The sequence below is a fragment of the Mucilaginibacter sp. SMC90 genome, assembly GCF_022811725.1.
Classification (GTDB): Bacteria; Bacteroidota; Bacteroidia; order Sphingobacteriales; family Sphingobacteriaceae; genus Mucilaginibacter.
Window position 1 is genome coordinate 374,844 of the sequence record NZ_CP094527.1, and the last position, 13,435, is coordinate 388,278.

The following is a 13,435-nucleotide window of genomic DNA, read 5'->3' on the forward strand; positions in this document are numbered from 1 at the left end:
ATTGAGTATAGGGTAATATCCAAAACACCCCAAAAGGAAAATATAAAAACACCTTATCTTAAGGTAAAGAATATTCAGGGTAACTGATGCATTGCGTTAATTCCCGGTTGTATAACAAAGCCAACAAGTACCTTCGTTTCAGGATACCTGTTGGCTTTGCGCCGATGGCCCGTTTGCAAATACGAGAGATCTAATTTATAAATTGAATGATAAAGCCGCCTTTGGGTGCCAAATTGTACGCCCAGTTAGAAATGGACGAAGATGTTTGCACATTAAATTCCATTAACTGATCTTTCCCTTCGGATATAAGCCTGAACTTAGAAAACCCTTTACCAAGTTTTTTAAGGTCGAGGTTAACAGGCAGTTTATTATTGGTGCCGTTGATACCCACGATATAGTGGAGTGCGCCTTTTTGCCTGGATAGTACTATGGCCTTACCTGGTTCTGCAACAAGATAATCTGTTTTATCCCAGGTGGCGGGCATATCTTTAAGCAGGCCCTTAACCTCGGTTGGCAGTGATTCAAACACCTCTTTTGAATCGGCAAAATGGATAATGCCGGAAGTGTAGATCATGGCCATAGCGAGCTCATGAACAGCGGTGTTGACACGAGGGAATTTCCTCATCGTCAAAGCAAAAGGGGTATAGTCTGCCGGGCCTGCAACATTCCTGGTAAAAGGCAGCACGGTATTTTGCTCTGCCGCTTTCTCCGGGAACCGCGGCTCATAAAAATAACTTTCGGTACCTAAAATGGCTTCGGCTGTTAAATAATTGGGCCAGGTACGGTGCCAGCCTCTCGGGGCGGTAGTTCCATGCAGGTTTACCAGTAAATGCTCTTTGGCGGCATCTTCAAAAACGCCCTGGATAGCGGCCATTACTTCCTGCCTGTCTGAACACCAGAAATCTATTTTAACACCTTTAACACCCATTCCGGCCAGTTGCCTGAATCGTGCTTTCCTTTTTTCCGGATCAAAATACTCTGACGAGTAACCCCAAACCAATGGCTGGATACCTTTAGCTATGGCATGATCAATGATCTTGCCTTCTTGGTTAGCCCTTTCCCAACCGGCATCAAACAATGTATACCTAAAGCCAAACTCGGCCGAAAGGTCTGTAAACTCATTGTAGATTTTGGCAGAATGATCATCAGGATGTGACCACCATGACCATGCCGCTTTACCTGTTTGAATCCACGATGTATCTTCAATTTTTGATGCAGGCGCCAGGTCGGTGATCAGGGTTGACAGCAAGATATCGCCAGCCTTGTCGCCGATGATGATGGTCCTCCACGGCATTGTCCACGGCAGTGTTGATTCGGGATAAGCATGTTCCTTATCGGCTAACGGCAGGGTGTATTTCTCATCTTTTTCGGCAAACGCTACCTGGTAAATGCCATCTTTAGCATCCGGACGCAAATGGCAGCCGGGGTACGAACCATCGGTTGCCGATTCGGCAATTAAAACCCAGTTTTTATTATCATTTACATTAAAAAGCGCAGGCATACACCAGCCTACCGATGGGTTACGTGAGCCATTAATGGGATCGCCCGATTTTACATTGACATAGAAATCTTCATACCCCGGTTCGTATTTGCCAGCTTTGTTGTAGGGTTCCAGCCAGCCTTTGGCATTTTGCGCTATATGGAAACCGGTAACTTCATCTTTTATGATACGTGTTTTTTTGTCGCCGTCGGTAAAGCGATAGCGAAACGCCACGCCTTCCTTGGTGGCAACCAGGTCAACTATCATCAGTGCACCCTGTTTGTTTTTAAAAGTTATGCTTCGGTGGTTTAGTTCATGATCAACACTTTTATTACTGGCTACTTTTAGCTCATATTGTTCCCTACTCTTTTGAATAGGCGAAACTTCAACAACGGATAAGCCGGTTGTAAAATCCTGATCATCGCAAACCAGGCCGAGGGGAGAAGCATCGATAATTACTTTGTTTCTTCGCGTTACGTTGTAAGATAAATGTCCGTCACCGCTTAGCGATAAGGATATTTTGTTCAGCTGATCTTCAGATCGTATATCAAGTGCTTTTGTTTGGGCAACACCGTTTACGGTAAAAAAGAACAAGCCGATAGCAATTAAGCCAAAAGTGTGATAGATAGTTTTTCTTTTCATAGGTTAATGGTGTGATGAGCTCAGGTGATCACCACGTCAGGTTCATAATAATACGCTATAGGATTTGCCCGGCAAATGTTTAAGGGTAAATTATATCAAACACCGGGGCCCTTAAAAACAAAGTTAAACAACAGGCAGAGTTTAAAAAATGGACTATGTGTTCGCATAGATGGATTTTACTATCGTAAAAGAGAATTTTGCTTGGTTTCGGATGTGCTTAAAAAAAGCTTTAAACACAAAAAAGCCTCAACTTTTTCAAGTTAAGGCTTTTAGCGGAATGGACGGAACCGGAATTTCGGCGGAATCCAATATTCATATGCCTTATTTACAAGTAGTTGAAATCAAATCTTTTCAAGGTTACCCTAAATGGCACCCTTGCAATTTGGTTCTATTTTAATAGATTCTGGGGAAAGAACTCTCGGAACAAATTTAATAACAAATATCAATAATAAAAATAAAAAATTTCACGAAGCCGGAGGCTCTGCGAAATATTGAATTCTTCGCGAGAATGTGCTTTTTTAGCAGTTAAATGGAGGTTTTTGATTTGCCTAAAATAAAATGGCTCGATGGTAGCCTTTAGAAAAATTCAATTACCGGAAGAGCTTCAAGGAAATTGGCGGCTGCCTGTACTTCGACTATGAAGACATCTGCTGCACAGCAGAAAAAGAATTGTATAGTGAAAGTATGAGATTACATCGGCTGCATGGAACTATCCTAATTTCCGCAAAAGTGATATAAATAAAATGTGAGCATTCTCATTCCTGCGGCTGCCTTCCATCATTCCTGCGCTGCAAGTGTATTGTTAATTTCGTTCGTCAATCCTGATTTATAGGAATTGATTTAAACATCAATAGCATGGAAACAACAGTGAGAATACGAGCGATAAAAACAGTGAACCCTTTTAACAACGAAGTGGTTAAGACTTTTGAAACAATGACCGATGAGCAGATCGGTTCAAAGATCGCGTTGGCGGTCCAGGCGTTCGAAATCTGGAAGAAAACAACCAAAGCAGAACGTGCACAACTATTGCACAGCGTAGCGCAATTGATGCGCAGCCGGATCAAGGAGTTAGCCGCGCTGGCTACGCTGGAAATGGGCAAATTGTTGAAAGAAAGCCGGGCGGAAGTGGAACTTTGCGCCGCTATCTTTGAGTATTATGCGGATAACGGTGAAAAATTCCTGGCAGACCAGCCGTTGGAGACGCCGGAAGGCTCCGCCTTCCTGAGCTATGAGCCGCTTGGCGTCATCCTGAGCATCCAACCCTGGAACTTCCCCTTTTACCAGATCACGCGTTCGGCAGCGCCGCACCTGATGGCGGGTAACACTATGCTCCTCAAACATGCGTCCAACGTGCCGCAATGTGCGCAGGTCATGGAAGATATTTTTATAGAGGCTGGTTTTCCTGAAGGTGTTTACCAGAATTTATTTATCCCCGGCAGCAAGATCGATGCATTGGTGGCCGATAAAAGAATCAAGGCAGTAACCCTGACCGGCAGCGAACCTGCAGGCGCTTCCATTGCCGCCGCAGCCGGAAAGTATATCAAGAAATCTACGCTGGAGCTCGGCGGCAGCGATGCCTTTGTTGTGCTGGATGATGCCGATGTGGAACAGGCAGCCGAAGCTGCAGTAAGGGGACGTATCTGGAATGCGGGGCAGGTTTGCGTATCTCCTAAAAGAGTGATCGTTGAGGAAGCTGTCGCAGAAGCATTCCTGGAAAAAGTAAAAGCCAAATTTGCAGCCTTAAAAGTGGGCGACCCGATGGATGAGCAAACCGACCTGGCTCCATTGAGCAGTGAGAAAGCGGTGGAAGATGTCATTGGACAGGTTCAAAAAGCAGTTGAGCAGGGTGCGACCGTCCTGGCCGGCGGACACCGGATCGATCGTCCTGGCGCCTTTATGGAGCCGACCATCATGACCGACATCCAGCCGGGAATCGCTGCCTACGCAGAAGAGATCTTTGGTCCGGTGTTCATGTTTTACAAAGTAAAAGACGAGCAGGCAGCCATAGCGCTGGCAAATGCCACTGAATTTGGTTTAGGCGGCAGCGTGTTCAGTTCCAATGAGGAGCGGGCCGTCAATGTGGCCAGACAAATCGATACCGGTATGGTGTATATCAACCATGTCACCGGCATCGCACCTGAACTGCCTTTCGGCGGCACCAAACATTCCGGTTATGGCCGCGAACAGTCGCCGGCAGCGATTTATGAGTTCGTCAACGCCAAACTGATCCGGGTGACCACGGCGGAGAGCGCCTACTGATCATCAAACGCTATTAAAAGATGTTATGAAAACGATATTAGTTCTAACCGACTTTTCAATCAATGCCGACTATGTCGCGCATTATGCGCTGGAACTGGCGCAACAGCTCCGGGCAAACCTGCTGGTTTGTAATGTATACCAAGACAATGCTAATGAAAAGAGTCCTGACGAAAAATCATGGCCGTTACGGGCCTGCGAGGAAGCCAGCATCAACGACCTGGGCGAACTGACAGCCCGGCTGAAGGCCAGGCGGAATAAACAGGATATTTCGTCAGACGGGTTCAGACCGGAGATATTGCAATGCAGCCTGGAAGGCGTGGTGGATCAGCAATTAAAAGTACTGACCGCAAAACATGACCTGCTGATGGCGGTGATCAGTAATCACAGTGCTAACAACCTGAGCGGCGATTTCGGAAAAAACCATACTAAGGCAATCATCGAAAAGGCTGGAATTCCAGTGTTGGTGGTTCCTTACCAGGTCCGTTTTAAACCGTACCGGAACATTGTTTTCGCATCAGCCATGAACGCTGACGAGATACCCGTTTTACGCTCGCTGACCGATCTGGCCAAACATTCGGATGCAACGCTCCTGCTGGCCCATGTCGCCGCGGTTACCTCAGGTACCCGGCGGGCGCGATCCGCATTCGAAGCTTTCTGTGATCAGATCCCCGCCAGAATTAATTATCCGAACATCAGTTACGCTAATATTAATGCCAAAGACGTAGCACGTGGGCTGAAAGAAACGACTGCTGATACTGCAGTAGACTTATTAGTACTCGTGCATCGCCGGAGAAGCCGCTTTCAGCAACTGTTCGGCGGAAGTATCACCAGTAAAATGCTGACAAGGCCCTATAAACCATTGCTGGTCTTTCCGGGATCAACAATAAACGCATCTTAGCGCGTCCTTTAGATCATTCTCCATATAACAATGCCTGTCTTCCCCCATGATGACAGGCATTTTTTTTGCCTTTTTTCAAGGTTTAGCCATGATACAGATCACATTTTGATCCAATGCCTATCATTAGCCGGACCATCTATCAGCCCTACCTTTGAGCAACAAATCAACAGATATGAAAAAGACAAACAAGCGAATTTCTATTATCCCCCTGATGATCGCGCTAACTATTTTTTTAGCCGTTCCAAGGCTTGTAAAGGCTCAGGCGAACTATAAGCTGGCTCCTGGCAGCACCCTTAAAGTACTGGGTTCCTCTAATGTCCATGACTGGACCATGACCTCCGGCGCGGCAGAAAGCCAGGCACAATTTGATCTGGCGAACCATAGCCTGCCGGCTTTAACGCTCCGCGTACCGGCTACCAGCCTCAAGAGTGAGCACAGTTCGATGGACGACCGCACTTACACGGCGATCAATGCCAAAAAATACCCGGACATCAGTTTTAAGCTGACCTCCGCTACCGTACTTGCAGGCGATGGCAATACCTATCAGATCAAAGCGAATGGCGACCTGACCATTGCCGGCGTGACCAAGCCCATCACGGTAGAGGTAACGGCAGTCAATGCGGACAATGCCATCACCTGCAGCGGATCCAAAAAAATTCAATTAACCGACTATGGCATTAAACCCCCAACTTTTATGCTGGGCGCCATGAAAGTGTATAATGACCTCACTATTCAGTTTAACCTTATTTATAAAAAGTAATCATGAAAAAACTATACGTAACATTATGTGCAATTACGCTTTTCTCTTTCGGCGTTAAAGCGCAGGAAACGATCCAGTATTACCGCCCTAACGACCAGCGGGGAATTAACCAGTTCGAGACCAGCAAACAGGATACGGTTAAATTTACCGGCCTGAAAGTCAAGGTGGGCGGCAATTTTGAGCTGACCTTCCAGGCGCTGAAGCAAAGCAATACGGCGGCACCCTATATACCTACCGGCTATACCAGCAGCGTGACCAGTCTGCAGCCGCTGACACACGGCTTTACTTTACCCATGGCCAACCTGAACCTGGATATCCAGCTGGCCGATGGTGTGCGCATGAACCTGACACAGTATTTAGCATCCCGTCACCATGAGAACACCTGGGTAAAGGGCGGTTATATCCAGTTCGATAAACTAAGTTTTTTACACAGTGACCTCATCGACAACATCATGAAAAGCCTGACCATCCGGATCGGCCAGAACGATGTGGATTATGGCGATCAGCATTTCAGGCGAACCGATGGCGGTAACACGATCTATAACCCCTTCATCGAGAATTACATTATGGATGAGTTCTCGACCGAACTCGGTGCCCAGTTCTATTACTTCCACAAATCGGGATTGTTTGCGATGGGCGGTATCACCGACGGCCTGCTGAACGAGACCGTGGTCAAATCCACCAAAATAGACGTAAAAACGGGTCAGCCACTTCGATATGAACCGGCGTTCGTAGGTAAGCTGGGCTTTGACAAGCAGATCAATAAAGATCTTCGGTTCAGGATCTCAGGTTCCGCCTATACCGTCAGCAGCTGTTACAGCAATACGCTGATGAGCGGCGACCGTACCGGATCCCATTATTACAACGTGATGGAAAACGCGGCTGTTGCAGCAGCGACCACGCTGGATGACGCGATCGATTATAATTTTACCTCCGGCAGGCTGAGCCCCGGCTTCAGTAACGAGATCCATGCTTTTATGGGTAACCTGTTCCTGAAATATCAGGGACTGGAATTTTTTGGAACGGCAGAAAATGTGACCGGCCGTACTGCAGCCGAAACCGGCAACCGCTGGGCTACCCAGTATGCCGGTGACCTGGTTTACCGTTTCCCTGCAGATAAGGAAAATTTTTGGGTCGGCTTCCGTTACAATACCGTCAGCATGGCGCTGGCCGGCACCGGCGATGTGAAGGCTAACCGCGAGGCCGGTTCTTTCGGCTGGTTCCTGACCAAAAACGTCATGATGAAGGCAGAGTATATGAACCAGAAATACCTGGATTACCCGGCAAACAATATCCTGAACGGCGGCAAGTTCAACGGCGTGATGCTGGAAGCCTCCATCGGTTTTTAACAAGCTGTTGCATGAAGAAGATCATTACGACTGCGCTGATGGCCGGCTGCATCCTGTTCGTGATCAGCTATGGAGGACTTTACCTGGGGGTAAAGTTTTTCCCGGGGCTGTTCGTCACTTATAATAACCCCTTGTTTAATTCCGATGGCAGCAGGGATGTCTTATTTTACCTGCACGCGTTCATCATCAGCTTTGCCTTATCCTGGTTTTGGGATCGGTTTAAAACTTTATTCAAAGGACCGGTGGTATTGAGAGGGCTGGAGTTCGGGCTGGTTTATTCCCTGACCGCACTCTTGCCCGTGATGTGGATCTCTTTCAGCTCGCTGGATATTACCCTGGTGATGGTGGGCAGCTGGTTTTTCTACGGGCTGGCGCAGGCGATCATTGCGGGGCTGGTCTTTGCTAAAGTTAACCCTTGATCGATTAAACGCCATGCAGTTTAAAAATAGCCTGTCCGGGATTTTACTGCTGCTGACCATCAGCGGCTTTACCCTAAAAACAAATGAGGGGATGAATGCGGTAATAAAAAGATGGGTAGTGAGCCAGACCAGTAATCTCAGCGTGAACGGCAGCACCAATGTGAACAAATTCACCTGCGTGATACCTGCTTGTCCCTTGCAGGATACCCTGACCGTTACCGGAAGTGCTGAACAAGCGGTCGTCTTATCCGGGCGGATCAAGTTACCGGTCAGCAGTTTTGATTGCCATATTTCCCCGATGACCCGTCAGCTCCGGGAAACATTGAAGGAAAAACAATTTCCGGTGCTTTATATCCGGTTTTTATCCTTAAGCCAGCTGCCGGTGATGACCGCGGCACCCGCTGAAATCACCGGCCTGGTCGATATTGAAATTGCCGGCATCAGCAAACGTTTCGAGGTGGCTTACCAGCTGAGCCAGGACGCGCAGCAGATCGTCCATCTCCGCGGAACAAGGGTGGTTAATTTTTCGGACTTTAACCTCATACCACCGACTAAGCTGGGGGGCATGATCAAAACAAGAGATGCGCTGAGCGTAGATTTTCAATTGAATATGAAAGAATTATAGTAAAACCTTAAGCAAAAAATAGATGATACCTAAAACAATGAAAGCAGCCGTGATCCATGGATTCGGCCAGCCGCTGCAGATCGAAGAACTGGCGGTCAGAGCACCGCGCGAGAATGAGATCCTGGTCAAGGTCATCGCCTGCGGCGTATGCCATACGGACCTGCATGCCTGCCAGGGCGACTGGCCGGCTAAACCCAAGATGCCACTGGTGCCGGGTCATGAAGCCATCGGCTACGTGGCCGCCATCGGACCCGGCGTTCAGCATCTCAAAGAGGGCGACGTGGTGGGCGTGCCCTGGCTGTACAGCGCCTGCGGTTGTTGTGATTACTGTTATACCGGCTGGGAAACGCTTTGCGAACAGCAGCAGAACGGTGGTTACAGCGTAGATGGCGGCTTCGCCGAATACGTGGTGGCAGACGCCAGGTATGTGGCGCATTTTCCCGGAAATATCAATTTTACGGAGATGGCGCCGATCATTTGCGCCGGCGTGACGGTGTATAAAGGCTTAAAGCAAACGGACGCCAAACCCGGAGAATGGGTGGCCATTTCCGGCATCGGCGGTTTAGGCCACCTGGCCGTGCAGTATGCCAAGGCGATGGGTTTGCACGTGGCGGCGATTGACATTGCTGATGATAAACTGGCGCTGGCTAAAAGCCTGGGTGCCGATCTTACCGTGAATGCCAAAGAAAATGATCCGGGCGCCTTCCTGAAAAAGCAAACCGGCGGCATGCATGGCACTTTGGTAACCGCTCCGTCCAGGATCGCCTTTAACCAGGGCTTGAGCACGCTCCGCCGAAAAGGGGTGCTGTCGCTGAACGGCTTGCCCGCTGGAACTTTCGATCTGTCCATTTTTGACACCGTGATCAATGGGACAACGATCCGGGGTTCGATCGTGGGCACCCGCAAGGACATGGATGAAGCCATATCCTTTGCTGTGGAAGGCAAAGTAAAAGCCACGGTCAAACCGGCTAAGCTGGAATATATCAATACGGTTTTCGACGATATGAAAAAAGGCGATATCAGTGGCCGCATGGTGCTGGAGATCGCGAAGCCGCAGTAGTGATAGTGATCCCTATAGCAGGTTCCTGGGAGGTGAGCAAAGCATAGTGCCGGCGATTTCCTGCCTGCTATAGGGATTGTAACAATAACCGCAATGTCAAAAACAGCAAGATCATGGGCTATGCGCCATGCTAAATGCCCGCGCTGCCGCAGGGGGAACATGTTCGAAGGCGGCTTATACCATCTCGGCTCCAATGGCATCAACCTGAACTGCCCCCATTGCAGGATGATCTTTGAAATAGAGCCGGGCTATTTTTATGCAGCTATGTATGTCAGCTATGCCATGAATGTCGCTGAAGGCGGCCTGATATGGGTATCGACCTACCTGATCACCGGGAACAACGACTCGCCGTGGCTATATCTCGCCACGATCCTGGGCGGATTGGTCCTTTTGTCACCGCTGAATTTCCGGTATTCCCGTGTCGCCCTCCTTTACTGGCTGTCACCAAAAGTTCATTATCACCCCGAACTGGACGTAGCTGAAATTAAATAAGCGTACCCGTAGACCGGAGAAATTACCCGGATCAAACCGGGACTCAACGGATATTAGCTTAAATTTGCGCTAATGAAAAAAGAAAAAAATGATTATTCATTCTGGACAAAATATAAAAAGTTCGCCGGAAATGAGATCTTGCTGTATGTGGTCATGGTGATCGGCATCATCGCTGGGATTGTGGTCATCAGTATTTTTAAAAAATAAGGAAACCAAAATGATCATCAGGAAAAAACCCAACTGGTTCAGGATGCTTTTTGTATGGCGAGGCTCGGTATTGCCGAAGCTGCTGCCCCGCTTGTCGGTGCTTTTTTTATTTACGTCCCTCGTGGTTTACTCCAGGCCTTACCTCGACAGATATCATGGCGACTTGTCGACCAACATTTATACGCTTTTCGGTATCGCGCTGGCCATCTTCCTGGGCTTTCGTAATACCGTGAGCTATGACCGTTTCTGGGAAGGCCGGAAGTTATGGGGCGCATTGCTCAACGATACGCGCTCCCTTGCGCGGCAGGTGCACAATTTTATCCCCAATGATGAAAAGCATACCGCTGAAAAAATCATTTTCATGAAGCAGATGGCGGCGATGGTGTATGCGCTCAATCACCAGCTGCGGTATACTGACGCCATGCCCGAGCTAAGTAAAATGCTCTCGTCGGAGTTGACGGACAAGCTGAAAGACGCAGAATACAAACCGGTCATCATCATGCGAGAACTGGGCGCACAGATCAATCAGTGGCGCAGGCGGGGAACGATAGATACGATCCTGCAGGCAGCGATGGACAGGAACCTGGCCAATTTCTCGGATGTGATCGGCGGCTGCGAACGGATAGCCAATACGCCGATCCCTTTTTCTTATGATGTGCTGTTGCACCGCACTATTTATATCTATTGCTTTTTGTTGCCCTTGGGCTTTGCCGATAGCCTGGGCTGGTATGCCCCATTTATCCTTACTTTTGTGGCGTATACCTTTACGGCCCTGGAAGCCATCGCAGATGAACTGGAAGATCCTTTCGGCAATATGCCCAACGACCTGGCTTTGGATGCCCTGTCTGCCAATATCGAACGCAGTATTTCAGAGATCGAGGATATGCATATCGATCAAACCAAACCCGCCGATTCTTTTTATATCACCTGATCCTTGCTATACGGCTGTTCCTGCTTAGCCGCTACTGCTTCTTTAATCTTAAGGCGTTAGCGATCACCGAAACAGAGCTCAGGCTCATGGCTAAGGCAGCGATCATGGGCGATAGCAACAGGCCTGTGAAGGGATAGAGTATCCCCGCAGCGACGGGAATGCCCAGCGCATTATATCCCAGGGCGAACAAAAGGTTCTCTTTGATGTTGCGCATGACCTGGTAGCTTAGCCGCCGGGCTTTTACAATGCCCTGGAGGTCACCCTTGACCAGGGTTATCGATGCGCTTTCGATCGCTACATCGGTGCCTGTTCCCATGGCGATCCCGATATCGGCCTGGGACAACGCCGGAGCATCGTTGATGCCGTCACCGGCCATGGCTACTTTACGGCCCTGGTCTTGTAAGCGTTTTACTTCGTTCAGCTTATCCTCGGGGAGCATTTGCCCTTTAAATCCGTCCAGTCCAAGTTCTTTGGCAACAGCGCCAGCCGTGTGTTCATTATCGCCCGTCAGCATGACGACCTGAAGGCCTTCCTGCTGTAAAGCCTTGATCGCTACCTTACTGGTCGGTTTGATCTTGTCGCTGATCACCACAAAACCAATGGTTTTTCCGTCATAAGCCAGGAAGGACACCGTCTTACCCGACCGCTGCTCCCGGGCCGCTTGTTCCCCTAGCGTTTCCGGCAGGCTGATCTTAAGCTGCGCTAATAATTTAACATTACCCAGAGCTGCGGTTTGCCCGTTTATCTTGCCGGTGACGCCTTTGCCAGTGATCGCCTCGAAAGCTTCGACAGGCAGGAATTCAACCGCTTTTTCTTTACCATAATTGACGGTAGCCTGTGCCAGCGGATGTTCACTGGCGCTGTTCAGTGAAGCGATATACTGCAACACTGCCGTTGCTTTTGCTCCTTCCATAGCCACAATTTTTTCCACTGAAGGCTTTCCCTCGGTCAGGGTTCCGGTCTTATCAACGATCAGCACGGCTATCCGGTTCATCTTTTCCAGTGATTCCGCGTCTTTGATCAGGATCCCCTGCTGGGCGCCCTTGCCGATACCGACCATAATGGACATCGGCGTAGCCAGGCCCAAAGCACAGGGGCAGGCAATAATCAATACCGACAATGCATTCACGAAGGCATAAATATAGCGCGGCTCCGGCCCCCAAACGCTCCAACTGAGGGCCGTGATCAAGGCAATCCCGATGACCACCGGCACAAAATAGCCGGATATCCGGTCAGCCAGCTTTTGAATCGGCGCTTTGGATCGGCTGGCGCTGGCGACCATGGCCACGATCTGAGACAGCAGTGTATCCGCACCCACTTTTTCCGCCTGCATAATAAAGGTTTGGTTACCGTTAATGGTACCGGCTACCACGTGATCCCCGGGCCGCTTGACCACTGGCAGCGGCTCTCCCGTGATCATGGCTTCATCAACCAAAGATCCACCTTCCTTAAGCAGACCATCCACCGGGATCTTCTCGCCCGGTTTGACGCGCAGCAGGTCTCCAGGCAGAACCTGGTCAATGCTGATCGTCTCTTCCTGCCCGCCAATTATTCGGATGGCCTGGTCAGGCGACAGTTTTAAAAGTTCTTTGATGGCCGTATTGGTGCGCGCATGCGCCCGGGCTTCCAGCATCTGTCCAAGCAGGACGAGCGTTAGGATCACGGTGGCGGCCTCAAAATACACATAGACCGCCCCATGCATTTTAAAACGCTCCGGGAAGATCCCCGGGAAAAGTAAAGCGATCACGCTGAATACCCAGGCCGCACCGGCGCCGATGCCGATCAGGGTGAACATATTATATTTCCCGGATAGCAGCGATCGCCAGGCCCGCTCGAAGAACATCCGGGCGGCGTAGAAAATGACCGGAAACGACAGTAAGAATTGCACACCGTCCCAGCCTTTTTTCGTCAGCAGGTGATGCAGCGGGTTGCCGGGGATCATATCGGACATCGCGATCAAAAAGATCGGCAGTGTAAACGAGGTCGCGATCTTCAATTTCCTGACCAGCAAGCGGTAGTTTTGTTCCTCCTCTTCGGTGCCGGTCGGCTGCAATAGCACCAGATCCATCCCGCAGATCGGGCATGCACCAGGCAGGCCAAGAATAATTTCCGGGTGCATTGGGCACGTATACTTCGCCAATTGCTGCAGCTCCGGCTGTTTGACCAATGGCATCCCGCACACCGGACAATTGCCGGAACGCTCATAAGTTTTTCCGGCCTGGCAATGCATCGGGCATACATAGGTGCCGTGGTGTTGGTTTGTTGACTGGTGCTTTTCCATAGCTGATAAATCTAATTAATAATTTAAAAAAT

The 13,435-nt window shown here is 49.4% G+C and carries 12 protein-coding genes; 10 read left to right on the forward strand and 2 right to left on the reverse strand.

The window, feature by feature from the left end:
• Positions 1 to 190: 190 nt before the first annotated feature.
• Positions 191 to 2,122, reverse strand: coding sequence for a glycoside hydrolase family 97 protein (locus MTO98_RS01675; protein WP_243484958.1), 1,932 nt, complete (start codon positions 2,120 to 2,122; stop codon positions 191 to 193).
• Between the two features lie 855 nt (positions 2,123 to 2,977).
• Between MTO98_RS01675 and MTO98_RS01680 the strand changes: the two genes are divergently transcribed.
• The 10 genes from MTO98_RS01680 (at position 2,978) to MTO98_RS01720 (ending at position 11,122) form a co-directional block, all read left to right on the forward strand.
• Complete coding sequence (locus tag MTO98_RS01680) at positions 2,978 to 4,381, forward strand: NAD-dependent succinate-semialdehyde dehydrogenase (RefSeq protein WP_243484959.1); 1,404 nt, start codon at positions 2,978 to 2,980, stop codon at positions 4,379 to 4,381.
• Positions 4,382 to 4,406: 25 nt separating this feature from the next.
• The gene (locus MTO98_RS01685; RefSeq protein ID WP_243484960.1) at positions 4,407 to 5,279 is read left to right on the forward strand and encodes a universal stress protein; all 873 of its coding nucleotides are present in this window, start codon (positions 4,407 to 4,409) and stop codon (positions 5,277 to 5,279) included.
• Between the two features lie 172 nt (positions 5,280 to 5,451).
• The gene (locus tag MTO98_RS01690; protein ID WP_243484961.1) at positions 5,452 to 6,039 is read left to right on the forward strand and encodes a YceI family protein; all 588 of its coding nucleotides are present in this window, start codon (positions 5,452 to 5,454) and stop codon (positions 6,037 to 6,039) included.
• A gap of 2 nt (positions 6,040 to 6,041) precedes the next feature.
• Positions 6,042 to 7,388, forward strand: a complete 1,347-nt coding sequence (locus tag MTO98_RS01695) for a hypothetical protein (protein WP_243484962.1) — start codon at positions 6,042 to 6,044, stop codon at positions 7,386 to 7,388.
• An 11-nt stretch (positions 7,389 to 7,399) separates the two neighbouring features.
• The gene (locus MTO98_RS01700; protein ID WP_243484963.1) at positions 7,400 to 7,807 is read left to right on the forward strand and encodes a hypothetical protein; all 408 of its coding nucleotides are present in this window, start codon (positions 7,400 to 7,402) and stop codon (positions 7,805 to 7,807) included.
• Between the two features lie 13 nt (positions 7,808 to 7,820).
• Complete coding sequence (locus MTO98_RS01705; RefSeq protein WP_243484964.1) at positions 7,821 to 8,432, forward strand: YceI family protein; 612 nt, start codon at positions 7,821 to 7,823, stop codon at positions 8,430 to 8,432.
• A gap of 22 nt (positions 8,433 to 8,454) precedes the next feature.
• Entirely contained in the window at positions 8,455 to 9,492 is a 1,038-nt protein-coding gene (gene adhP / locus MTO98_RS01710) for an alcohol dehydrogenase AdhP (RefSeq protein WP_243484965.1), read from the forward strand.
• Between the two features lie 93 nt (positions 9,493 to 9,585).
• The gene (locus tag MTO98_RS01715) at positions 9,586 to 9,984 is read left to right on the forward strand and encodes a DUF983 domain-containing protein (RefSeq protein WP_243484966.1); all 399 of its coding nucleotides are present in this window, start codon (positions 9,586 to 9,588) and stop codon (positions 9,982 to 9,984) included.
• A gap of 72 nt (positions 9,985 to 10,056) precedes the next feature.
• Entirely contained in the window at positions 10,057 to 10,191 is a 135-nt protein-coding gene (locus MTO98_RS34225) for a hypothetical protein (RefSeq protein ID WP_256464353.1), read from the forward strand.
• 10 nt (positions 10,192 to 10,201) lie between these two features.
• A complete protein-coding gene (locus tag MTO98_RS01720) occupies positions 10,202 to 11,122 on the forward strand; it encodes a bestrophin family protein (RefSeq protein WP_243484967.1) in 921 nt (306 codons plus the stop codon).
• 31 nt (positions 11,123 to 11,153) lie between these two features.
• Here the strand turns inward: MTO98_RS01720 and MTO98_RS01725 are convergent, their stop codons facing one another.
• Positions 11,154 to 13,403 carry a copper-translocating P-type ATPase gene (locus MTO98_RS01725; RefSeq protein WP_243484968.1) on the reverse strand — a complete coding sequence of 750 codons (2,250 nt, stop codon included), beginning with the start codon at positions 13,401 to 13,403 and terminating at the stop codon, positions 11,154 to 11,156.
• Positions 13,404 to 13,435: the final 32 nt, after the last annotated feature.